Here is a 22,669-nt window from a genome sequence, read left to right on the forward strand (position 1 = left end):
TGCTTCTCTCTCCCTATTAAATAAGTGAACGACGAAGTGTAACGTTAACTCCTTTTGGTACATATGCAGCTACTTTCGCACCTGATTCGTTTACCGTTACCCACCCTAAACCAGAGAATACGATATCTGTTTTACTCTCTTTAATCATAAACTCGTGGCGTACAAGCTCTGGGAATTCTTTCAGCTCATCTCCTGATGGTGGTTGCAATAACTCACCCAGATGATTTGCGTATAATTCGTCCGCTTTCTCTAACTTCGTACGATGAATCTTTAAGTTAGAAGAGAAGTGGCAAATTAACGAGCGACGTCCACCGCTAATATAATCTAGACGTGCTAGTCCACCAAAGAATAATGTTTGCTCTTCATTTAATTGATACACCATTGGCTTAACTTCTTTTGTTGGCGTAATAATTTTCAAACTATGCTTATCTACATAGTGTGCCATTTGGTGATGATTAATGATACCTGGTGTATCATAAAGCGAAGATTGTTCATCAAGGGGAATATCAATTAAATCCAATGTTGTACCCGGGAAATGTGACGTTGTAATAATATTTTCTTCAATATCACTAAATTGTTTAATCATTCGATTAATAAATGTAGACTTTCCTACATTCGTACATCCTACAATGTACACATCTTTGCCTTCTCGATGCTTTTCAATACTAGCAGCTAATTCTTCAATCCCAATTCCTTTTGCTGCACTAATTAAATGAATGTCTGTAGCATGTAAACCCCAACGTTTAGCCGTGCCTCGCATCCAATCCGTCAACTTACGCTGTTTCACCGACTTCGGAATTAAGTCTGCTTTGTTTCCAACAAGAAGCACTTTATTCTTCCCAATGAAACGATGGATACCTGGTAACCAGCTACCGCTAAAGTCAAAAATATCAACAATCTTTACTACTAACGCGTCGGTACTACCGATACCATTTAAGATGCGAAGAAAATCATCATCTGTTAATGAAACATCTTGAATTTCATTATAATGCTTTAAACGGAAGCAACGCTGGCATATTACTTGTTCTTTTTCTAATGATGACGCAGGTGCATACCCTAATTCATTATTATCTGTTGTTTGAATAACAACACCGCACCCAATACATTTTACTGCTTCATTCAACTTCTATTCCTCCCAATGTATAAGTCCTCTCGTTTTTAACTTCTTTAAAATACGACGTTCAATTATTCGATTAAACTTCGTCATAAGACCATCTGTTTTTGCTACAGGAACGACTAAAATCGTATGTAAACCTAGACGATTCCCACCAAGCACATCTGTTAGCACTTGATCTCCAATCATGACTACTTCGTCTGCACGTAAATGCATCATGTAAAGAGCACGTTTAAATGCTTTATTCATTGGCTTTCTCGCACTATGGACAAATGGAATATTTAATGGATCTGAGAAATCTTTCACACGCTTTTCATTATTATTCGAAACAACAGTAACGTTAATGCCATATCTCTTCATCTCTGTAAACCACTCGATAAGCTTAGGCGTAGCATTTGGACGGTCCCATTCAATTAACGTATTATCTAAGTCAGTAATAATACCTTTAATTCCTCGTTCCTTTAATTTCGTAGGCGTAATTTCATATATATCTTTCACATATTCATTTGGTAAAAAACGTTTTAGCATCTTAACACCTCAATTAAATTAAACAATAATTGTCAATACTCTTCTATAAGTAACGTTTCTCTTATAAAAATGACAAAAATTTTACGACAAAATCAGCGTTTATCCATTCTGTGGATAAGTTTATACACAATATAACCCTCTTATTCCCAGTCAATCCCAACTGTTCTTTCTTTTTATTCCACAACTTATCCACTGTCTAATGTGGATAGATAGGAGTTTGTATAAATAGAAAAAATTTGGTTAAATAAATTTAAGCTAATCGTAAATATAGGAGGTGCAATGCCATCTAGGCGATACGTATGAATAACATATCTGATGAATTACTTATTGATTCATATTACAAAGCGATTGACTTAGACTTACACCCTGATTTTATTTTTCTTATGGAAAGCGAAATTATCCGCCGTTCTCTTCAAAACAAATTAAACCCTTCAAAATGCACTATTCAAAAAACTACTCTTCAAGTACATCTCGAAACACAACCAGTCTAATCGAATTATTCACACGACAAAAAAGCTAGGAGGGGATCCACTCACCCTCCTACATTTTCTATTTCACTTCAATTTCGATACTAACTTACCGATTTTTTGTCCCATAAATAAATCTTGCTTATAGTGAATCGCTGGATCAATCTCAAATGAACCCTTCTCGAACAGTAAAACAATCGTTGAACCAAATGAGAAGTACCCTACTTCATCCCCTCTCATGAAGGCTTGGCTTTCATTTGTCACATGAATCGTGTTAACAAACATTGCACCTACTTTTACAACCGCTACATGTTGCCCATTATGTACCAACTCTGATACAACTCGGTAATTCTTAGATAATGGTGACTTTCCATATTTTAAGCCTAGTTCATTTACTGGCGCAGATTTCGTTCCTAACTCAAAGCGCTCTACTACTTCTCCATCAATTGGACTGTGAATACGGTGATAGTGGCTTGGGCTTAAATAAAGGACAAAATATTGTCCACCTTCATATTTATGAGTACGTTCCTCTTTCCCTAACATATCAATGATAGAGTAGTGCTTGCCCTTTACTGTAAACTGCTTATCTTCATTAATAATACCGAAGTCTTCCACAACACAGTCTACGGGACTCACTACTGTATCGGATTCTATATCCACTGTACGTACTCCCTCTTTTAAACGACGAGTGAAGAAATCATGTAAGGAATGGTACTCCTTCATATCCTTTTCCATTTCATCTAGACGAATATTATATGTCTTCGCATATGTTGGAATAAGAACTTTACTCATTTTAGACGTCGCAAATTTTCGTAGTAAATAAGAAATAAAACGACGATTTGGTAATTCCAACAACACTTTTAAAAACTTTTCTTTTAACATGTTAACCCTCCTACATATTATACCATACTATACTATATCTTAATGTGCCGTTAAAATACAGAATAAATTACATATAGTCAACATTTTCTTCTTTACGACATTCTTCATAATAGCCAAGCTTCCTTCTAAACATAAAAAAATCAAAAAAATGATTCGTTATCCAAAGGTACCGGCTACATAAATTTCAACTAAAAACTTTTGGTATAAGTCATCCTTCCCATTTCCCATAATAAAACCAAAAAACATCCTTATGTTACGATGATAAACAAAAAATACAAAGAATATCCATCTGGACAAACACACGCATCCAACTTCATTCATACATATAGTAGAAATGGTATTTCTTTGGAGGTGGAGTAATGCCAGGACTAATTACCGCGCTTGGTTTTCTCTTAAAGGAACTGTTTCTTTTCGTTTCTTTTGTCAAAAACAACGCTTTTCCACAACCGCTTGAACCTAGTGAGGAACATAAGTATTTAGAATTAATGGCACAAGGAGATGCTCGGGCTAGGAATCTCTTAATTGAGCATAATTTACGCCTTGTTGCACATATCGTTAAGAAATTCGAGAATACCGGCGAAGATGCAGAAGACTTAATTTCGATTGGCACAATCGGTTTAATTAAAGCTATCGAAAGTTATTCTGTGGAGAAAGGAACAAAATTAGCTACATATGCCGCCCGCTGTATCGAGAATGAAATATTGATGCATTTGCGAGCCCTCAAAAAAACAAAAAAAGATGTTTCCCTTCATGATCCAATTGGTCAAGATAAAGAAGGAAATGAAATTAGCTTAATTGATATTCTAAAGTCTGAGTCAGAAGATGTAATTGAAACAATTCAACTAAGTATGGAACTAGAAAAAATCCGTGAATATATCGGTATCCTTGATGACAGAGAAAAAGAAGTAATTATTAGCCGCTTCGGTCTTGATTTAGAAAAGGAAAAAACACAACGTGAAATCGCCAAAAAGCTTGGTATTTCAAGAAGTTACGTATCACGTATCGAAAAACGAGCATTAATGAAAATGTTCCACGAATTTGTTCGTAATGAGAAAGAAAAGAAAAAGAAATAAGCGGCCTTATGCATGGCCGCTTATTTGCGTCTTAATGACATTGCATAATCATCCATGAATCTTCAAATCGTTGATTCTTTAATGAATCTTTCGGAATACAGAAATATAGCATCCCTACATCTCCCCACATATCCAGGAACTCTTCATCGCTATCGATTTGAAATAATAATTCCCAATCATTCTTACTCACATTATTTTCCGCATAACATTCACTTTCTTCAAACACCGGATTCTGTACTGCTTGTGGATGACCAAACAATTGATGAAGCGGAATATGCTCACCTTGTATCTCTTCTAATACTTTATAGTACTTGTCATAATCACCTTCATCTTCAAAGTAAATATCATTTTCTAAGCATACTACCTTTTCAAATGTTAACAGTGATTCTGGATACGCATATGCTCCTTCTTCTTGAACAATATGTAATTCCTTTACTTCCTCTATATATACCACCCTCCATCCATTACGCTCTTCAAATTCTCCCCAAGGGCTCTCTAAATACTTATCTACGTCTGGTGGTGAACAATAATAAAAGAAATATAACATGCCACTTCGAGGTAAATCCTGATGAATAAATGGAATATCGCTCAAATTCAACTGTGCTAATAACGTCAAAGGTTGTTCTTTATAAACAGGGACACTCATTCCAACTGGTAAATGTGGATATCCTCCAAATTTAGAACTACCGATACTTGGCTGCTCTGAACAGGTCGGCATACAGCGTACACATTCATACAACGATTCTAGAATATTATCTTGTTCATGCTCCAACTCATATTCTTTCATTAGTTGACGTACTTTTTCTTTCATCTCCATATCTTCACTCCCCCTTTATTTCTTATAGAATAGCAAAAAATTAGAACAAAATGGTAATAGAATCTCTGCAAAAAAATAAGATCCTTCTCCTATGAAAAGGATCACAGACTATTTAAGAAAGTGCTTGTTCTAAATCTTCTATCAAATCCCTACTATCTTCTATCCCTACCGAAATACGAATAAGCGTGTCTGTAATACCAAGCTCTTGTCTACGCTCAAACGGAATAGAGGCATGTGTCATCTTCGAAGGGACAGAAATTAAACTTTCCACTGCTCCCAGGCTCTCTGCTAGCACAAAGTAACGGACAGATTGCATTATTTTATCAACTAACGATTCACTTTCTACTTCAAATGAAACCATTCCTCCAAAACCACTCGCTTGTTGCTTTGCTAAATGATGCTGGGGATGAGTTGAAATACCTGGATAATATACTTTCTTTACTTTTGGATGACTTTCCAAAAAGTGCACAATTGCTTTTGTATTCTCCTCATGTGCATTCATTCGCACTCCTAACGTACGAATACCACGTTGTAATAACCAACTATCTTGAGGTCCTAATACTCCCCCTGTACTATTCTGGATGAAATGAAGCTGTTCAGCTAACTCCTTTGACGCAGCGACCACAATCCCCGCCACAACATCACTATGCCCTCCTAAATACTTCGTTGCACTATGTACAACGATATCCGCCCCTAGTAAGAGCGGTTGCTGGAAATACGGCGTTAAAAATGTATTATCTACAATTGTAAGTAGATTATTTTCCTTCGCAAATGCTGTAACTTCTTTTATACCTGTCACTTTCAGCAATGGATTCGTTGGTGTTTCAAGGTAAATAGCCTTTGTCTGATTCGTTACCACTCGTTCAATCTCTCGCAAAGAAGTTGTATCAACAAACGAAGATGCAATATGAAAACGATTCAATACACGTTTCATCACACGATATGTACCTCCGTACACATCATCTGTAAAAATCAAATGGTCACCTGGTTTAAATAACATCATGATTGCTGTAATTGCCGCCATACCAGAAGAAAATGCAAATCCAGCTTCTCCCTCTTCTAACTCCTTCATCAACTCCTCTAACGCAAACCTAGTCGGGTTTTTCGTTCGTGAATATTCATATCCTTTATGCACACCAACCGACTCTTGTTTGTACGTACTTGTTTGATAAATAGGCGTGGACACCGCTCCCGTTAATACATCCCCAACGATACCGCCATGAATAAGCTTCGTCCGTTTTCTCATCAACCGTTCACCCTCTGTAAATATTTTTGCTTAAATATCGTTCGCTTCCATCAGGAAAAATTGTGACAATATACGTTCCTGGCTTCGCATTTTGCGCTTCCATTAAACTAGCATGAAGTACAGCACCAGAAGAACTTCCTACTAGTAACCCTTCTTTTTTCGCTACTTCGCTCACTATACGAAAAGAATCCTTATCTTTTACTGTATGAATGCCATCAAAATAACCTACATCCATGAAAGACGGAAGAAACTCCATCCCAATTCCTTCTACCTCATGCGGATGGATAGTCCCCCCATTCAAAATAGATCCTTCCGGCTCAACAATTACTGTTTTTATGATGGGATTTTGGTGTTTCAAATATTTTGCTGTTCCCATAAACGTTCCACCCGTACCCGCACCAGCGACAAATACATCAATTCTCCCTTCTAACGCTTCCCATAGTTCTGGACCTAACGTTTCATAATATGTCTCTGGATTGCTCTCATTTGCAAATTGTTGCGGGCTATACGAATCAGGAATTTCATAGACTAACTCCTGAGCTTTTTTGATAGCACCTAGTATCCCTTCTTCTGTAGGTGTATTCACAACAATAGCACCTAACGCCTTCATTAGCACTTGCTTTTCTATGCTAAATTTCTCAGGCACAACAAATACCACTTGAATATCATAAGGGATAGCTGCTAGTGCTAGACCTATTCCTGTATTCCCTGCCGTTGGTTCAATAATTGTTCCACCTTCTTTAAGCAATCCTTTCTTGAATGCATCTTCAATTAATTTCTTTCCTAGTCGATCTTTCACACTCCCACCAGGATTGAAATATTCAAGCTTCGCAAATAAGCGAACACCGCTCGGTAACGAAAAGCGCGTAAGCTCAACCAACGGTGTATGACCAATTAACTCATGAACACTTTTGTATACCTTCACGACAATCCTCCTTCACAAGCGTTCCTGTATTTAATGTATGTCGAAGTTATAGGAAAAGAGCCTATTCCATGAAAAAAGGAATAAAGACCATCCTTATTCCTTGTAACATCAACAAAAAACCGTGTAGATTTATCTACACGGTCTGTTATCTTATAATTCATTTAACATTTCTAAAATAAAGTTAGAAGAATGTAACGCTGCCTTGCTTAGGAATTGATCAAAGCTAATGTTCGATTCTTTTCCTGCGATATCTGATAATGCACGGATGATAACGAATGGCACCTCATATTGGTGACATACTTGCGCAACTGCTGCTGCTTCCATTTCTACTGCATAAATATCGCCTAATTGTGAGCGAACATACTCTACACGAGTTGGATCACTCATAAATGAATCACCCGTTGCAATTAATCCTTTTACAACTTGTACAGCTTCTTCTTTTGATGCACACTTCTCTGCAATCGCTACAAGTTCAGCATTTGCTTCAAACGCTGCTGGCATTCCAGGTACTTGACCGTACTCATAGTTGAATGCTGTTACATCTACGTCATGATGACGAACTTCAGATGAAATAACAACGTCACCTACATTTAATGAATGATGGAATCCACCTGCTGAACCAGTATTGATTACACGTTCTGGTTTGTAGCGCTCCATTAAAATTGTTGTAGACATAGCCGCATTTACTTTACCAATGCCTGACTTTAATAGAATAATTTCATGCCCAGCAATTGTTCCTTTTGAAAATTCACAACCCGCTACAACCTCTACTTCACGGTTTTCTAATTTATCACGTAAAATTTCTACTTCTTGTTCCATCGCACCGATAATTGCTATTCTCATACTCATCCCTCTTTCTTCTTCCACATAGTAGCTACTTGTTCATATCCGAACAATAATAACGCTACTAGTAGATAATTCATAATAACTTTCTCTTACACTTCTATCTTTTCAAGCAATGTGCAAGTAATCACCATTTTATCATTTTTGTTCTACAAATAGCTACACAATTTCTCTGTTATGCTTCATCCAGTTCATCTTTTCACATAAAGAAGTAATATGCGCAACGTGATGTTTTCCATGCCAAGCATACAATGCTAATACCATATCTAAATTCAACTTAATTTTCATTTCTGGATTATAAAATGTTTTTGAAAACTCCGTCTGCGGTAATGATTTTAATACTGTTGACCACCTTTCATGAAGCCCTTCAAGTATGCATATTGAACTTTGAATAGAACCTTCCATAGAATCTGACAACAATGCCCATTGCTTTTCATTATACGTTTTAATTGTTGGGTGTTCCTCCGTCAAAGCCAACTTAAAGCGTGTGTATGCATTCATATGACTATCTGCTATATGATGAACAACTTGTCGCACCGTCCATCCCCCATCTCGATAAGGTGTATCTAGCTGCTCATCTGTTAAACTATGCACTGCATTTTTTAATATCGTTGGTAAACTTTCTATTTCTTCTATCCATGTTTCTCTCAGTTCCTCTGTTACATCTTGTGTAAACAAAAACTTCCCTATCGGATAACGCTCATCTTTCATTTCCATTCCCCCATTGTCAAATGTGCATCTATCTATTACCCTAAAGATACATTCTCTCTCTATACATGATTTACCTGCTACCGTTATATAGAAAGGAGCTTTTATGTATGCAGTTCTCATTAGATATTATAGAAGACAAAGTAGAGTTTTTCGAAGCAACTAACTTACAAATAATTGAAAAGATGATTAGTGAAAAAATCGATCAAAACCGAGCTATCTTCCTACAAGTACATCACGTATCTCACCAAATGTATGTAGATCCTGCAACTAACTATAAATGTTACAGTGCAGTCGTACATTTTAAGGCAAAAAAATAAAGGAGCGATTAACCGCTCCTTTTTCATATTAAGAAGAACATAACTATCCATTATTTCAACTGTTCTACTAATGTTGGCATCCAACCTTCATTTGTTACCCATTCTAATTTTACACGGTACATATACTTTCGGTCTTTCGTTCCAATAACCGCATTTACTTTATTTGCTCCACCACCATTACTAATACGCTGAGCAAATATATCCGAAACTGTTAATTCGGTTGCATATGCAGCTACTTGAAGCATTTCTTTCCAATCAGCAGATTTTGAGTCAAACTTCGTCACATGCGGCTCTGATTGTTCTGTACCTACTGGTTTCCAAGATGGATTTGTATATGCTTCCACGACATTCGGATCTGTGATATCTGTTACCATCACTTTACCATTTACTGGTTCAGCTTTCTCCTCTGTCTTTGTTTCTTCTTTCTTCTCTTCCTCTTCTTTCGCGGGCTCTTTCTCTACACTTTCAGATACTTTTGGTTGTTCTGCTGGCTTTGTTGGCTTAGCTGTATCTTTCGATCCTCCTGTCGCAAAGAATACGCTCCATGTGATACAAATAATCAAAACAATTACAACAACAATTAATGTATTTAAAACAGTATTAGCTCTTCGCTTTTTCTCACGCATTTCAAATCGTGGTCCTGTAATTTTGTTTTTCCCCACACTACTTCCCACCTTACTACTTCTATGTTATCTCTTATTTTAACAAAAATATACGCTATCGAAAAGTGCGTTTACTCCCTTACTTGTTGATCGTATTTATATAACTCCTGAACATAATCATGAAAAATACGAATTGGATTATTCCCAGTACTTGCAGAAGATAACTCGACAACGACTAGTGCATAACGTGGGTTCTCATATGGAAAATATCCTGCAATCCATTTATTCACACTTTGATTACTACCATCTTTTACTATCTCAGCTGTTCCGGTTTTCCCAGCTACTTTATACGGTAATTTATTTAATGATTCGGCTGTCCCACCTTTTTCTGTTACTTTCTTCATTAATTGTTGCAATATTTTAACTGTCGATTGTTGTAATCCATCTCCACCTAAATGATGCTCTTCAAAGTGATAAAAGCTCATGCTATTTTTATATAAAATATCACTTACAACTTTTATTTCTTTCCGTTCCCCTCCCCTTGCGATTGTTGCCATCATATTTGCAATTGCCAGGGGAGTATACTGTACATCCTTTTGTCCAATTGCCGTTTGTGCTACTGCCTTTTGGATATGCTTCTCTTTTTCCTCATGCCAAATGACATTCGTGTCCTCTTCTTCTAATGGTCGAAAATCATCATAATGAAATACCCTTCCGTGCCATCCCACTCTCTCTTCCATTCCTAACTTCTTCGCATATTCCTCCATCATATTTTTATCACGTTTAATTAACTCATTCCCTAATGTAGCAAATGTATAATTACAACTTTTTGCAAAACTATCTTCAAATGATAACTCCCCAAGCGCACGGCTCCCTTTCTCCCCATATACATCTAAATCACAATTAAACGTACGCGTAGATGTGTAACGCCCCTTTTCTAAAGCAGCTGCTGCAATAACAGTCTTGAAGACTGAGCCTGGAAACTGCCTTGTTAACATATAATTTGTTATCGTTTCTTTGTAATTATTACGATCGAGCGTTGGTTTACTAGCTAAAGCAAGTACTTCATTCGTCTTCACATCAACTAACACCATCCCGCCTTTTTGAATGTTGTATTTCGTTAATAACGCTTCTCCTATCATCTGTATTTGTTTATGAATTGTTGTCTTAACCATAACAGGATAAAAAGGATTCCCAGGCTCTACATATTTCACCTTTGTTCCAAATAAAGAATCACCTTTTCGATCAACGTGGTAGAGTAGTTTCTTCTCTCCATCACTTAATAAAAATTCATCAAATGAATATTGTAAACCAGAGATTCCTGTTAACGTATTAAAGGAGATATTCCCATTCTGCATTCTCTCTTTATATTTACGTTCTAGAAGATCGCTATTCTTACCAACTAACCCTAACAAATGCTCCGCTGCTACCCCAGATATATCTTTTTTCTTTGAAACTGCAATAACACCAGGAATCCTCAAAGCATTTACTTGTTTCATTCCTTCTTCTGTCAACTCTATACCATCGTCAATAACAACTTCTTTTGTTCGTTCTACATGTTCCGTAAGTGTTTTTGAACTCACTCCTACTATCTTTGCAACCTGCTCTACCGGCCAATCTATCTTTCGTAAAAATGGAAATAAGAGAAGGACCGGCTGATATTCTTCTGATAAATGCTCGTTATGACGATCAACTAATCCACCTCTCCCATCATGAATGGCATATATATGCGCTCGTTGAGAAATACTTCGCTCTAACAAATTAATATTACGACTTGTAAAAGATTCTGTTGAAGCAAGTTGCACTTGCATAAGCCTAATCAACAATATACAAAGTCCTATTCCGATACATGTCGCAACAATAAATACTCGTTTCTTCATCAACATACACCTCACTGTTAGTGTGAGCGTTATACCTTGTTTTTATTTCCAAATTATAATTCTTTATCTTTTTCAGAAAGTACACAGCAAGTTCACACCGAATACACTTTACAAGCGTATTCTATAAACAAGAAAGGGCTCCAAGTGCTGGGAGTACTCACCTTTCCCTTCAATCAAACCTCTCTAATATAAAGAAAGAGTGGTGGGCTAACGCCTACCACTCTTTTTTTCGTCTACAAGAAAATCCACAGAGCATACGAACACCCTGTGGATTTTCTCATTATTATTTTACTGCAGTTATACGAACAAACATATCTCCACCTGGTGTAGAAACTGTTACTTCGTCGCCAATTGTTTTGCCTATTAAGCTACGTGCAATTGGTGAATCATTTGAAATCTTACCTTCGAATGGATCTGCTTCTGCTGAACCTACGATTGTGTAAGTTTCTTCTTCTCCGTCTGGTAACTCTGTAAATGTTACTGATTTACCTAGAGAAACAACCGAAGAATTCTCATTATCTTCTGTAATAATTTGCGCGTTACGAATCATGTTTTCTAATGTTGTAATACGACCTTCCACGAAAGCTTGCTCATCTTTCGCTGCATCGTACTCTGAGTTCTCCGATAAGTCACCGAAGCTACGAGCGATCTTAATACGCTCTACGACTTCTTTACGACGAACCGTTTTTAATTGTTCTAATTCATTCTCTAATTTTTCTTTTCCTTCTTTTGTCATAGGATACTTCTTTTCAGTAGCCATGTTTTTCACTCCTTTTAATATCCACCATTTCTCTTTATGTAGGTAACATTTTTAAGTTTTTTCTTTTTCTATCTTGAATACAAATCATCCTCAAGTAGAAGAAATATATCTCCCTTCTACTTGAGGTCTAAGTTCTCGTTATTTACATTGTATTCCATAATAAAAGAAAAATGTAATTACTATTATTTACTTATCCTATTACAAAATTACCTTTTGTTCAAGGATTGTTTGGATTTTTGTGATGATTAAATCGATTGCTACGTGGTTTTGTCCACCTTCTGGGATAATAATATCTGCATAACGTTTAGAAGGCTCGATGAATTCATTATGCATCGGACGTACGACATTGCAATACTGTTCAATCACAGATTCAATTGTACGGCCGCGCTCGTTAATGTCACGTACCATGCGACGTAAAATACGAATATCTGCATCTGTATCAACAAATAATTTAATATCCATTAAATCGCGTAGTCTCTCATCCTCTAGTACAAGAATCCCCTCTAAGATAATAACATCTTTCGGTTCTACTTTCACCGTTTCCAACGAGCGTGTATGAAGCTTATAATCATAGATTGGCTTCTCAATTTCTTTGTACTCAAGAAGTTGATTAATATGCTCCATTAATAATCCATTATCAAATGCCATCGGATGATCGTAATTTGTATTTAATCTTTCTTCAAATGGCAAATGACTTTGATCTTTGTAATAAAAATCTTGTTGAAGCATTAATACAGAACGATCTTTGAAAAACTCAATGATTGCATTTGTTACACTCGTTTTGCCAGAACCTGATCCGCCAGCAATACCAATTACGATGGGTCTATTCCCCATATATTATCCCTCTTTCTTTACATTATGCGTTTTCTCATCATGTTATATGGAAATACTTCTTTGTCCACTTTAATCTTCACAATTTGTAGTGGATGACGTGCTGCATCTAACTCGTTTCCATCTTCATCCCAAATTGTACCTACCGTTTGAGAGAAATTATCCATTTCTGGTCCAAAGAATTCGATTGAATCTCCTGGTTTGAAATGATTGCGTTGCTCCAGTGTCACAATACCAGTTTCTTGATCATAACCAAGAACAAGACCAGCGAAGTCCCAGTCTGTCTTCTTGCTATGTGTACCGAATAATTGCTCATTATACCCCGGAACACCTTCATAGAAAGCTGGAGCTGCTTCACGATTTTCACATTTCGCTAGCTCATCTAACCATTCTTGTTTCATCACGAAGTTCTCTGGGTCTGCACAGTACGCATCAATTACTTTACGGTAAACCGTTACAACTGTTGCAATATAGTGAATTGATTTCATACGACCTTCAACTTTTAAACTGTCTACACCAATTTCAATCATTTTTGGAATCGATGATAATAAGTTTAAGTCTTTTGCACTCATCGCAAACGGTGCATCTTCTTCGCCGTATAATTTCATTTCTACCGCACCTTGTACTTGTGATTCTGTTTGAATTAAATTATAATCCCAACGACAAGATTGGCAACAACCTCCACGGTTACTGTCACGTGCAGTCATATGGTTACTTAACGTACAACGTCCAGAATAAGCAATACACATTGCACCGTGAACAAATGCCTCGATTTCGATATCTACTTTTTCTTTCATTTCTTTAATCTCTTCATGGCTTGTTTCACGTGCAAGTACAACACGATGTAATCCTTCTTTTTTCCAGTACTCCACTGCTTTCCAGTTTGAAAGAGATTGTTGTGTACTTAAATGAATCTCAACCTTTGGTGCTACTCTGCGACATGTTTCAATGATATATGGGTCCGCAACGATAATACCTGTTACGCCTGCATCCTCAAGGCCTTTTAAATATTCTTCTAAGCCATGCATATTCTCATTATGTGCATAAATATTTGTCGTTACATAAATTTTTGCACCATATTTATTTGCAAATGCAACACCTTCTGCCATATCTTCTAATGTGAAGTTACCTGCATTTGAGCGTAAGCCGAACTCTTGTCCACCGATAAATACAGCATCTGCACCGTAACGAACAGCAATTTTTAACTTCTCTAAATTACCTGCCGGCGCTAATAATTCGGGCTTCTTAACAATTACTCGTTTCCCCTCAACTACACGAGAGATTTCTTTTGTGGCTGTCATAGTTATTTCCTCCTTTCATCCATTAATAAACTGTTTCTTTATAGAAAAAGCCTGTATCCAACGGACGATTTACTGGTTGAAGTTCTTCAATCTCTTTATATAAATCATCTTTCACGTCATCGTATGCATCTACATCTTCTATACAAAGATCGATTGCTTGACGATATTTCTTCGTTACTTCTACGATATATTCCGTTGACTTTAGTACACCGTCGATTTTGAATGAATCAATTCCAGCTTCAATCATTTCTTGTAAGTCATCAATGATACAAATGTCATTTGGACTCATAATATGCGTACCATTCTCATCCTCATAAATAGGATATTTGGCGTCACGCTCTGGATCATAAAGGAATAGGTTCCCATCAGAACTAGCCGATACTTCCATATCCTTTTCACGATATTTGTAGTAATTTCCTACTAATAAACGTTTTGATTGGAACATACATGTCATACCATGAACTTGAACTTCTACCTCACCTTTAACATGCTCTTTCATTTCAACAATTGACTCCATATTCAGTTCACGAGCAAGTACGGCACGTTTTGCGCCCCTCTCAATCCAATAATTGCATGTGAACCAGTTAGTAGCAGTAGTTTCTGTATTCCAGTGCAATTGCATCTGCGGTGCTACTTCACGTACAATCATTAAGACTGCTGGATCACCGAATACGATTGCATCTGCATGTAATGACGATACATACTTTACATACTCTTCGATTGCTTCTACCTTTTCATTATGGAAAATAGCATTCATCGCTACGTAAACCTTCATATTATGTGCATGAGCAAGCTCAACCGCTTCCTTCAATGCCTCCTGCTTAAACTCCCCTGCTAAGCGAAGCCCAAATCGCTCTTCACCGATTATAATAGCTGTTGCCCCAGCCTCCGCTAAAAGCGGGATATCGGATACTTTCGTTGGTGTTACTAATAGTTCAGGTTTCTTCATCTGCCATCACCCCTTCTTTTTACTTACCGTCACTCCATCTCCAATAGGGAAAATTGTCGTATCATACTTCGGATGGTTGCTTAACCACTCATTATAGTCTTTAATTTTATTCACTAAACAGCGACGTCGCTTATTTTCAATATATTGTACAATTTCTCCATGAAATAGTACGTTATCGCTAATAATTACACCGTTATCGTTCAATAATGGTTCGTACAATTCAAAGAAACGCTTATACTGTCCCTTCGCTGCATCTATAAAAATAACATCAAATGTACCGTGCTTTTGCACTTCTTCAAATGATAAAAGTGCGTCTCCTTCAATAAGTGTAATTTGATGCGTTAAACCAGCTTTCGCAATATATTCTTTTGCCTTTTCAATACGTGGTACATTACGCTCAATTGTCACTACTTCACATTGTGACAAAGATTGTACCATACGAATACTTGAATACCCAATCGCTGCGCCCAGCTCTAAGATTTTCTTCGGCTGAATTAAGCGAAGAAATTGAAGCATGTGTTCCATCCCTAACAAATCCATGATTGGAACATGCTGCTCACGTGCATAGTCCTCCATCTCCATTAGAAGAGGATGACGCTCTTTCACCAATGCTAATAAGTAATCCTGTATTGCTTGTTGATCCATTGCGGCCTCCAACATAACTTGTTCAATATCGTATTTAAACCCGATATATTTTAACACAAATAAATAAAGAAAGAAAGGTGAAAAAATTCCAAACAATCCTTTTTCATCCTTCTTCTCTACATACAAAAGGGGAACGATTCTATTCGCTCCCCTTATACATTACTAATCCGTTTACCTAAATAACATAAATAGATTATTGGACGTTATCAATATGTTGACGTTTCAATTCTTTATGTTCTTCAAACGTTTCTGCAAAGTATACTTTTCCGTCTTTTTTTGCAGCTAAGAAGTATAAATAATTCGTTTCTGCTGGTTCTAACGCTGCCTTAATTGACTCTTCTCCAGCATTTGCAATTGGACCTACTGGTAATCCTTTAATGTAATACGTATTGTACGGAGATTGTACTTCTAAATGTTCATACAGAACGCGTGATTTATGTTCACCTAACGCATACAATACTGTCGGATCTGTTTGTAGTTTCATTCCTTTTTCAAGTCGGTTATAGAAAACACTCGCAATTTGTTTACGATCCGCTTGTTGCGTTGCTTCTTCTTCAATTAAAGATGACATTGTTACTAACGTATGCACATCCATATTTTTCGCTTTCATTTGCTCTTCATACTTAGCAAGTACTTCTTCTGTTTTCTTTAACATCGGCTTAATAATTTGATCAAGTGTTGGTTTTTCTTCTATATATTCATACTTCGCTGGGAATAAGTACCCTTCTAGCGGATGCTTAATGTTCTTATCAAGTATTTTATCCGTTAAGATTGTCGGGAATTCTTTTTGGAGTTGTTTGACATACTCTTTATCGTCTAACTTAGCTAGTATTTCTTTTTCCTTCAGACCAAACTTCTCTGCAATTAATTGTGCAATTTGTTCTAGTTGCTGACCTTCTGGGATAGTAAGTTCAAAATTAGCGGTCTGCTTAACATTTGTGCCATTTAATTCTCCCACGATTTCTTCTAGAGTCATGGACTTACTTAGCTCAACTGTTCCTGCTTTGAAATCTGCACTATTCTTTAGTTTCACATAATATTTAAAGATTTTCGCACTATGTATGAAGCCTTCTTTTTCTAACTTTTCTCCAATAGTAGTAGTACCTTCTCCTGATTTAACTTTAAAGTCTATCATTTCTGTTGCGTCCGCATTCACTGGCTTCAATGAATTATTAATATACAAAAATGCAGAAATTCCGACTACTAATAAAAGGCCGATAATGACACTTGTAATCATAAAGACGATTTTGCGCACTGTTTTCGCCTCTTTTTGTCTATCTACTCCAACATTTTTCTGTTTCATTCATGGTCCCCCTTTTCTTTCTGTTTTACATTATACAACAAAAAACGACGACCACTCACTTTTTTCTTTCCTTTTCGTTTTAGTGTACGGTAAAACGCCTATTTATACACATAGAAAAAAGCTTGAGTTCCCCCAAGCTTTCCTCATTTCTTACTCTTCTTCTGTTAAGAATGTGTTTAATACTTCTTCAATCATTTCCCACTCTTCTTCTGTTTCAACTGGGAATAAATCTCCATCTTCGCCTTCTTCGTTCGCTTCGAAGCTAGATGCGTGATAGATTGGATCTCCATCTTCATCAAACTCACCGATTGGAGAGTAGATTACGTATGATTTACCTGTATCATCTGATTCGAATGTGAAAAGGATTTGGCAAAGATGCTCGTTACCTTCTTCATCAATAATTGTGATTTGTTGTTCTCCGTGTGTCATGTTCATTCACCTCAAATTAGTTTTTGCTATCAAGATAGCCTTGCAAAATAACGACTGCCGCCATTTTGTCAATTACTTGCTTGCGCTTCTTACGGCTAACATCTGCTGAAATTAGTAACCTTTCTGCCGCCATCGTTGATAGACGTTCATCCCACATAATAACTGGAAGGCCGAATTGTTCTTTCACCACTTCTGCATAATGTTGACACGCTTCTCCGCGCGGTCCAATAGAGCCATTCATGTTTTTAGGTAGACCAATAACAAACGACTCTACTTCATACATCTTAACCAATTCTCGTAATCGGTCAAGTCCTAACTCATTTTTTTCTTCATTAATTTTTATTGTTTCGATCCCTTGTGCAGTCCAGCCCATTTCATCACTTACGGCTACACCGACAGTTTTCGTCCCAACATCTAAACCTAATACACGCATATTTATTCCTCGCGATGATGTTTTAAATACGATTTCACTAATTCTTCAATTAGCTCATCTCGTTCTAACTTACGGATAATATTTCTAGCATCATTATGACGTGGGATGTATGCTGGATCCCCTGATAATAAATATCCAACTATTTGATTAATCGGATTATATCCTTTCTCTTGAAGTGCATCATAAACAGTACATAATACTTCGTTAGCCTGGATATTTTGCGTCTCTTCTTGAAAACTGAACTTCATTGTGTTATCGAATGAGCTCATCTTACGCACCTCACTTTATAGGGATATAAGCGCCCCATCTTACCCCTAGTATTTCCAACTAAGAAGAAAATGAAAAGCGCTTATTCAATCTATCTCCCTACATTTTACAACATCTTGTCCTTATTTTGAAACAGAATTCATATATTCTTCGACAACTGCTAATGCTGCACCAACTTGCTCAGGGTCTTTACCACCTGCTTGAGCCATGTCTGGGCGGCCTCCACCGCCTCCACCGCAACGTGTTGCTACTTCTTTAATTAATTTACCGGCATGGTATCCTTCAGAAATTAAATCTTTCGTTACACCTGCAAGTAAGTTAACCTTACCTTCATTCACAGACGCCAGAACGATAACCCCTGAACCTAATTTGTTCTTTAAGTCATCCATCATTGTACGCAGGTTGTTCATATCTGCTACATTTACTTGTGCAGCTAACATTTTCACACCATTTACTTCACGTACGTTATCTGTTAAATTACCAGCTTCAATATTGCTTAACTTCGCAGCTAACGATTCGTTTTCTTTTTGTGCTTGTTTTAATTCAGCAAACAAGCCGTCTACACGAGTAAGGATATCTTTCGGATTCGTCTTTAACATTTTCGCTGCGTCTTTTAATAACGTAACTTGGTCGTTCATTAGTTCATATGCACCTTTACCTGTTACCGCTTCGATACGACGAGTTCCTGCTCCAATACCAGATTCAGACATAATGCGGAATACGCCGATAGAAGATGTATTATCTACATGGCAACCACCGCAAAGCTCTAATGAATACCCTCCAACTTGAACGACACGTACCACATCACCGTACTTCTCACCGAATAATGCCATCGCGCCCATCGCTTTCGCTTCATCGATTGCTTTCTCTGAAATTGCAACTGGAATACTTGCCCAAATCTTCTCATTCACAATACGCTCGATTTTCTCGATTTCTTCTTGTGTTACCGATCCGAAATGTGAGAAGTCAAAGCGTAAACGTTCACTCGTTACTAATGAACCAGCTTGGTTTACGTGTGTACCTAACACATCTTTTAATGCTTGGTGTAAAATGTGTGTTGCTGTATGGTTTTTCACTACGCCTGCACGATTTACAACATCGATTGCCGCTGTTACTGTATCACCTTTTTTCAGTGTACCTTCCATCACAACAACACGGTGTAAATGTTGGCCGTTCGGTGCTTTTTGCACACCTTTCACTTCTACTGTTACACTAGCAGTAGTCATCTTACCAGTATCTGCGATTTGCCCACCACTTTCCGCATAGAATGGTGTTACATCTAACATCACTTGTGCTTCTTCACCAGCTTGTACTTCCTCTACTACTTCACCATTCTTCACGATTGCGATAACATTACCTTCTACAGAAGCCTCTGTGTATCCTACAAACTTGCTTGCATCTTTGATGTTTCCTAATACACCCGTTTGTACTTGCATAGAATCAACGTCTACACGAGCAGCACGTGCACGCTCACGTTGTTTCTCCATCTCCACTTCAAAACCATCACGATCAATCTTCATACCAGCTTCTTCTGCATACTCTTCTGTTAACTCAACTGGGAATCCATATGTGTCATATAAGCGGAATACGTCCACACCATTAACTGTGTCGCTTCCTTTTTCTTTCGCTTCTGCGATTACTTCTGCTAAAATTGCTTCCCCATCATGTAATGTTTCATGGAAACGCTCTTCTTCATTTTTCATCACACGTGCAATGAATTCTGCTTTTTCTTTTACTTCTGGATAGTAATCTACCATCACTTCTCCAACAACATCTACTAATTCAAACATGAATGGACGGTTGATGTTTAATTTCTTCGCATAACGTACTGCACGACGTAATAAACGACGTAATACATATCCACGGCCTTCGTTTGATGGTAATGCTCCGTCACCTACTGCGAAAGCTACTGTACGAACATGGTCAGCAATTACTTTGAATGCTGTATCTTGCTCTAAGTCACCGCTGCGGTATTTCACACCAGAAATTTGCTCTGTCGCATTGATAATTGGCATAAATAAATCGCTATCAAAGTTTGTATCAACACCTTGAATAACACACGCCATACGCTCTAGACCCATTCCAGTATCAATGTTTTTGCTTGGAAGTTCTGGATACTCACTACGTTCTAATCCTTCTTTTGAATTGAATTGTGAGAATACAATGTTCCAAATTTCAATGTAGCGATCATTCTCTAAGTCTTCTTCTAATAAACGAATACCAATATTTTCAGGATCATATTTCGTTCCACGGTCTAAGAAAATTTCTGTACAAGGTCCGCATGGGCCTTCTCCGATTTCCCAAAAGTTACCTTCTAATAAAATTAAATGTGATGGATCGATACCTAATTTTACCCATAAGTCATACGTTTCTTTATCTTCTGGATATACAGTAATATATAAATCTTCTTTGTTAAAACCAAACCATTTTGGTGACGTTAACAATTCCCATCCCCATGCAACAGCTTCTTCACGGAAATAATCACCGATTGAGAAGTTACCTAACATTTCGAAGAATGTATGGTGACGAGCTGTTTTTCCTACGTTCTCGATATCGTTTGTACGAATTGATTTCTGCGCATTTGTAATACGTAGATTTGTAGGAATAATACTTCCATCAAAATATTTTTTCAGTGCCGCAACACCACTATTAATCCATAATAATGTTGGATCTTCCACAGGAACTAACGAAGAACTAGGTTCTACAACATGTCCCTTTTCTTTAAAAAAGTCTAAATACATTTGGCGAACTTGTGCACCAGTTAACTTTTTCATCTTGTTTCCTCCTAGATATCATCTAATAATATAAGAGCGTATATACGCTAACATCTACAAACATACCGCTATCAACTCATGAAGTATCATCAATGGGATAAAAAAGAACACAAAAAAGTCCCGCCCCTAAAACAGGGACGAGACTTGACTCGCGTTACCACCCTGATTATGAATGATAAACGTATAAATTATACGCTATTACTTCATCATTCATCACCTTCATTAAGCTATAACGGGCTGACCCGGCAAGTTTTACCTGCTCTCTGGAGTAGCATTCTGTTATCCTTCATATAAAGTTTCTTTCAGCCTACGGAAACTTCTCTCTTCTACATGGTCTATAACATACTCGTTCCTTCGTCAATTTTGCATCATAATTATAGAAGCATTTTATCAAATGAACATAACACTGTCAATTATGACTATCCTTCCTACTCCGACTGTTTCCGGAACCCTTTCGTCTGTATATAAATAACTTTTATAATCGCTAAACAAGGAATAGCTAGAATCATCCCTACTATCCCACCAATTTCCCCACCGACAATTAAAGCTAGCATAATAAGAACTGGGTGCATATGAATCGATTTTCCAACGATATATGGACCTAAAATATTACTCTCCACAAATTGAAGAATAACAATCACAATAATTACGGTAATAATCATATTAGTAGATACGGTTGATGCGATAAGAATAGCAGGGACCGCACCGATAATTGGCCCGAAATACGGAATAATATCCGTCACGCCGATAATAATTCCCAGTAACAACGGATACGGAATACCAACAATCCAAAATGCTAAAAATGAACAACCAGCTAACACAAGACACACAAATAATTGTCCTCGTATATATCCTCCAATAATACGATTAACTTCTTGAATCAATTCCTTACTCTCATCATGCCACTTTCTTGGTACAATTCTCCAAAACAAGGCACCTATTTCATTGTAATCTTTCAAGAAATAGAACACGATAAATGGAATAATAATGAGAAGAATAAGGTAATTGACCATCTTCTTCGCAATACTAACCATAATATCAATGAGTCCTTGTAGCCACTTCTCAATATCCACGATGACCGCATCGATTTTCTGATGCAGCACTACAGGCATTCCTTCTGTTTTCGCCTGTATGCTCGCTACCGAATCTTCATACATCTTCGCAAACATCGGATAATTCTCATTCATCTCATTGAGCTGAGCTAAAATAGTTGGGAATCCTTTATAAATACCAAGGCCAATCCCACCAAAGAATAAAACATAAATAGCCAAAATAGCTATTGTTTTTGGCATCCCTCGTTTATGTAATCCCTCCACAAGAGGATGTAATAAGAAGGCAATTAAATAGGCAATTAAAAACGGGCCAACAATGACCTTTACCACATTCAGTACAGGTAACCAAAATGGTTTTAACTTCAAAAAAACGAACAAACATAAAAAAATTAACAACAATAAACCTAGGCGATAAATCCAAATAATCTTCAAGTTATTCCACATACATTTTTCTCCTTTACCCGAAGAGATACGTTTATCTTCTTCTTCGAAAGGAAAATGTATGCCCTTTTATACAAAA

The 22,669-nt window shown here is 37.0% G+C and carries 24 protein-coding genes and 1 other annotated feature; of the genes, 3 read left to right on the forward strand and 21 right to left on the reverse strand.

Annotation, left to right across the window (positions count from 1 at the left end):
- Window positions 1-16: 16 nt before the first annotated feature.
- Entirely contained in the window at window positions 17-1,123 is a 1,107-nt protein-coding gene (yqeH, locus tag IEV41_RS12800) for a ribosome biogenesis GTPase YqeH (protein ID WP_188388905.1), read from the reverse strand.
- Window positions 1,124-1,126: 3 nt separating this feature from the next.
- Entirely contained in the window at window positions 1,127-1,642 is a 516-nt protein-coding gene (locus IEV41_RS12805; RefSeq protein WP_188388906.1) for a YqeG family HAD IIIA-type phosphatase, read from the reverse strand.
- A gap of 299 nt (window positions 1,643-1,941) precedes the next feature.
- Here IEV41_RS12805 and IEV41_RS12810 point away from each other — a divergent pair, with 299 nt between their 5' ends.
- The gene (locus IEV41_RS12810; RefSeq protein WP_188388907.1) at window positions 1,942-2,133 is read left to right on the forward strand and encodes a sporulation histidine kinase inhibitor Sda; all 192 of its coding nucleotides are present in this window, start codon (window positions 1,942-1,944) and stop codon (window positions 2,131-2,133) included.
- A 63-nt stretch (window positions 2,134-2,196) separates the two neighbouring features.
- Here the strand turns inward: IEV41_RS12810 and IEV41_RS12815 are convergent, their stop codons facing one another.
- Window positions 2,197-2,991, reverse strand: a complete 795-nt coding sequence (locus IEV41_RS12815) for a phosphatidylserine decarboxylase (protein ID WP_188388908.1) — start codon at window positions 2,989-2,991, stop codon at window positions 2,197-2,199.
- Between the two features lie 359 nt (window positions 2,992-3,350).
- On the opposite strand from IEV41_RS12815, the gene sigK reads away from it, so the two are divergent.
- The gene (sigK, locus tag IEV41_RS12820; RefSeq protein WP_188388909.1) at window positions 3,351-4,064 is read left to right on the forward strand and encodes an RNA polymerase sporulation sigma factor SigK; all 714 of its coding nucleotides are present in this window, start codon (window positions 3,351-3,353) and stop codon (window positions 4,062-4,064) included.
- Between the two features lie 31 nt (window positions 4,065-4,095).
- Here the strand turns inward: sigK and IEV41_RS12825 are convergent, their stop codons facing one another.
- The 5 genes from IEV41_RS12825 to IEV41_RS12845 form a co-directional block, all read right to left on the reverse strand.
- The gene (locus tag IEV41_RS12825) at window positions 4,096-4,881 is read right to left on the reverse strand and encodes a YwqG family protein (RefSeq protein ID WP_188388910.1); all 786 of its coding nucleotides are present in this window, start codon (window positions 4,879-4,881) and stop codon (window positions 4,096-4,098) included.
- Window positions 4,882-4,993: 112 nt separating this feature from the next.
- A complete protein-coding gene (locus IEV41_RS12830) occupies window positions 4,994-6,127 on the reverse strand; it encodes a bifunctional cystathionine gamma-lyase/homocysteine desulfhydrase (RefSeq protein WP_188388911.1) in 1,134 nt (377 codons plus the stop codon).
- 7 nt (window positions 6,128-6,134) lie between these two features.
- Entirely contained in the window at window positions 6,135-7,052 is a 918-nt protein-coding gene (locus tag IEV41_RS12835; protein WP_188388912.1) for a PLP-dependent cysteine synthase family protein, read from the reverse strand.
- A gap of 150 nt (window positions 7,053-7,202) precedes the next feature.
- Window positions 7,203-7,895 carry a 5'-methylthioadenosine/S-adenosylhomocysteine nucleosidase gene (gene mtnN / locus IEV41_RS12840; protein ID WP_188388913.1) on the reverse strand — a complete coding sequence of 231 codons (693 nt, stop codon included), beginning with the start codon at window positions 7,893-7,895 and terminating at the stop codon, window positions 7,203-7,205.
- 159 nt (window positions 7,896-8,054) lie between these two features.
- Entirely contained in the window at window positions 8,055-8,606 is a 552-nt protein-coding gene (locus IEV41_RS12845; RefSeq protein WP_188388914.1) for a YfiT family bacillithiol transferase, read from the reverse strand.
- A 107-nt stretch (window positions 8,607-8,713) separates the two neighbouring features.
- Here IEV41_RS12845 and IEV41_RS12850 point away from each other — a divergent pair, with 107 nt between their 5' ends.
- Complete coding sequence (locus IEV41_RS12850; RefSeq protein WP_188388915.1) at window positions 8,714-8,923, forward strand: DUF2536 family protein; 210 nt, start codon at window positions 8,714-8,716, stop codon at window positions 8,921-8,923.
- A gap of 50 nt (window positions 8,924-8,973) precedes the next feature.
- Here the strand turns inward: IEV41_RS12850 and IEV41_RS12855 are convergent, their stop codons facing one another.
- The 13 genes from IEV41_RS12855 to IEV41_RS12915 all read right to left on the reverse strand — a co-directional run bounded on the left by IEV41_RS12855 (window position 8,974) and on the right by IEV41_RS12915 (window position 22,593).
- Window positions 8,974-9,585: a YrrS family protein gene (locus tag IEV41_RS12855; protein ID WP_188388916.1), complete on the reverse strand. Its 612-nt coding sequence runs from the start codon at window positions 9,583-9,585 to the stop codon at window positions 8,974-8,976.
- A 71-nt stretch (window positions 9,586-9,656) separates the two neighbouring features.
- Window positions 9,657-11,405: a peptidoglycan D,D-transpeptidase FtsI family protein gene (locus tag IEV41_RS12860; RefSeq protein WP_229722235.1), complete on the reverse strand. Its 1,749-nt coding sequence runs from the start codon at window positions 11,403-11,405 to the stop codon at window positions 9,657-9,659.
- A 283-nt stretch (window positions 11,406-11,688) separates the two neighbouring features.
- Window positions 11,689-12,165 carry a transcription elongation factor GreA gene (gene greA / locus IEV41_RS12865; protein ID WP_188388918.1) on the reverse strand — a complete coding sequence of 159 codons (477 nt, stop codon included), beginning with the start codon at window positions 12,163-12,165 and terminating at the stop codon, window positions 11,689-11,691.
- A 198-nt stretch (window positions 12,166-12,363) separates the two neighbouring features.
- Entirely contained in the window at window positions 12,364-12,999 is a 636-nt protein-coding gene (gene udk, locus IEV41_RS12870; RefSeq protein WP_188388919.1) for a uridine kinase, read from the reverse strand.
- A gap of 17 nt (window positions 13,000-13,016) precedes the next feature.
- Window positions 13,017-14,297: a peptidase U32 family protein gene (locus tag IEV41_RS12875; RefSeq protein WP_188388920.1), complete on the reverse strand. Its 1,281-nt coding sequence runs from the start codon at window positions 14,295-14,297 to the stop codon at window positions 13,017-13,019.
- 22 nt (window positions 14,298-14,319) lie between these two features.
- Window positions 14,320-15,246, reverse strand: a complete 927-nt coding sequence (locus IEV41_RS12880) for a peptidase U32 family protein (protein ID WP_188388921.1) — start codon at window positions 15,244-15,246, stop codon at window positions 14,320-14,322.
- A gap of 6 nt (window positions 15,247-15,252) precedes the next feature.
- Window positions 15,253-15,891, reverse strand: coding sequence for an O-methyltransferase (locus IEV41_RS12885; protein ID WP_188389265.1), 639 nt, complete (start codon window positions 15,889-15,891; stop codon window positions 15,253-15,255).
- A gap of 193 nt (window positions 15,892-16,084) precedes the next feature.
- Complete coding sequence (gene mltG / locus IEV41_RS12890) at window positions 16,085-17,194, reverse strand: endolytic transglycosylase MltG (protein WP_188388922.1); 1,110 nt, start codon at window positions 17,192-17,194, stop codon at window positions 16,085-16,087.
- A 150-nt stretch (window positions 17,195-17,344) separates the two neighbouring features.
- Window positions 17,345-17,623, reverse strand: a complete 279-nt coding sequence (locus tag IEV41_RS12895; protein ID WP_188388923.1) for a DUF1292 domain-containing protein — start codon at window positions 17,621-17,623, stop codon at window positions 17,345-17,347.
- Window positions 17,624-17,639: 16 nt separating this feature from the next.
- A complete protein-coding gene (gene ruvX, locus IEV41_RS12900; protein ID WP_188388924.1) occupies window positions 17,640-18,056 on the reverse strand; it encodes a Holliday junction resolvase RuvX in 417 nt (138 codons plus the stop codon).
- A 2-nt stretch (window positions 18,057-18,058) separates the two neighbouring features.
- Window positions 18,059-18,325, reverse strand: a complete 267-nt coding sequence (locus tag IEV41_RS12905) for an IreB family regulatory phosphoprotein (RefSeq protein WP_188388925.1) — start codon at window positions 18,323-18,325, stop codon at window positions 18,059-18,061.
- Between the two features lie 120 nt (window positions 18,326-18,445).
- Window positions 18,446-21,097 (reverse strand): alanine--tRNA ligase, encoded by a 2,652-nt coding sequence (gene alaS, locus IEV41_RS12910; protein ID WP_188388926.1) that lies wholly within the window; start codon window positions 21,095-21,097, stop codon window positions 18,446-18,448.
- A 130-nt stretch (window positions 21,098-21,227) separates the two neighbouring features.
- Window positions 21,228-21,464, reverse strand: a binding site (T-box leader).
- 61 nt (window positions 21,465-21,525) lie between these two features.
- Window positions 21,526-22,593 carry an AI-2E family transporter gene (locus tag IEV41_RS12915; protein ID WP_188388927.1) on the reverse strand — a complete coding sequence of 356 codons (1,068 nt, stop codon included), beginning with the start codon at window positions 22,591-22,593 and terminating at the stop codon, window positions 21,526-21,528.
- Window positions 22,594-22,669: the final 76 nt, after the last annotated feature.

The organism is Priestia taiwanensis (genome assembly GCF_014638355.1).
GTDB lineage: Bacteria > Bacillota > Bacilli > Bacillales > Bacillaceae_G > Priestia_D > Priestia_D taiwanensis.

Excerpts from the sequence above, each read along its gene's own strand:
- mltG (WP_188388922.1), bottom strand. The coding sequence starts at position 17,194 with ATGAAACAGAAAAATGTTGGAGTAGATAGACAAAAAGAGGCGAAAACA.
- IEV41_RS12915 (WP_188388927.1), bottom strand. The coding sequence starts at position 22,593 with ATGTGGAATAACTTGAAGATTATTTGGATTTATCGCCTAGGTTTATTG.
- IEV41_RS12885 (WP_188389265.1), bottom strand. The coding sequence starts at position 15,891 with ATGGATCAACAAGCAATACAGGATTACTTATTAGCATTGGTGAAAGAG.
- IEV41_RS12815 (WP_188388908.1), bottom strand. The coding sequence starts at position 2,991 with ATGTTAAAAGAAAAGTTTTTAAAAGTGTTGTTGGAATTACCAAATCGT.
- greA (WP_188388918.1), bottom strand. The coding sequence starts at position 12,165 with ATGGCTACTGAAAAGAAGTATCCTATGACAAAAGAAGGAAAAGAAAAA.
- IEV41_RS12860 (WP_229722235.1), bottom strand. The coding sequence starts at position 11,405 with ATGAAGAAACGAGTATTTATTGTTGCGACATGTATCGGAATAGGACTT.
- ruvX (WP_188388924.1), bottom strand. The coding sequence starts at position 18,056 with ATGCGTGTATTAGGTTTAGATGTTGGGACGAAAACTGTCGGTGTAGCC.
- IEV41_RS12875 (WP_188388920.1), bottom strand. The coding sequence starts at position 14,297 with ATGACAGCCACAAAAGAAATCTCTCGTGTAGTTGAGGGGAAACGAGTA.
- IEV41_RS12880 (WP_188388921.1), bottom strand. The coding sequence starts at position 15,246 with ATGAAGAAACCTGAACTATTAGTAACACCAACGAAAGTATCCGATATC.
- udk (WP_188388919.1), bottom strand. The coding sequence starts at position 12,999 with ATGGGGAATAGACCCATCGTAATTGGTATTGCTGGCGGATCAGGTTCT.
- IEV41_RS12905 (WP_188388925.1), bottom strand. The coding sequence starts at position 18,325 with ATGAGCTCATTCGATAACACAATGAAGTTCAGTTTTCAAGAAGAGACG.
- IEV41_RS12830 (WP_188388911.1), bottom strand. The coding sequence starts at position 6,127 with ATGAGAAAACGGACGAAGCTTATTCATGGCGGTATCGTTGGGGATGTA.
- IEV41_RS12825 (WP_188388910.1), bottom strand. The coding sequence starts at position 4,881 with ATGGAGATGAAAGAAAAAGTACGTCAACTAATGAAAGAATATGAGTTG.
- sigK (WP_188388909.1), top strand. The coding sequence starts at position 3,351 with ATGCCAGGACTAATTACCGCGCTTGGTTTTCTCTTAAAGGAACTGTTT.
- IEV41_RS12810 (WP_188388907.1), top strand. The coding sequence starts at position 1,942 with ATGAATAACATATCTGATGAATTACTTATTGATTCATATTACAAAGCG.
- alaS (WP_188388926.1), bottom strand. The coding sequence starts at position 21,097 with ATGAAAAAGTTAACTGGTGCACAAGTTCGCCAAATGTATTTAGACTTT.
- IEV41_RS12895 (WP_188388923.1), bottom strand. The coding sequence starts at position 17,623 with ATGACACACGGAGAACAACAAATCACAATTATTGATGAAGAAGGTAAC.
- IEV41_RS12845 (WP_188388914.1), bottom strand. The coding sequence starts at position 8,606 with ATGAAAGATGAGCGTTATCCGATAGGGAAGTTTTTGTTTACACAAGAT.
- mtnN (WP_188388913.1), bottom strand. The coding sequence starts at position 7,895 with ATGAGAATAGCAATTATCGGTGCGATGGAACAAGAAGTAGAAATTTTA.
- IEV41_RS12850 (WP_188388915.1), top strand. The coding sequence starts at position 8,714 with ATGCAGTTCTCATTAGATATTATAGAAGACAAAGTAGAGTTTTTCGAA.
- IEV41_RS12805 (WP_188388906.1), bottom strand. The coding sequence starts at position 1,642 with ATGCTAAAACGTTTTTTACCAAATGAATATGTGAAAGATATATATGAA.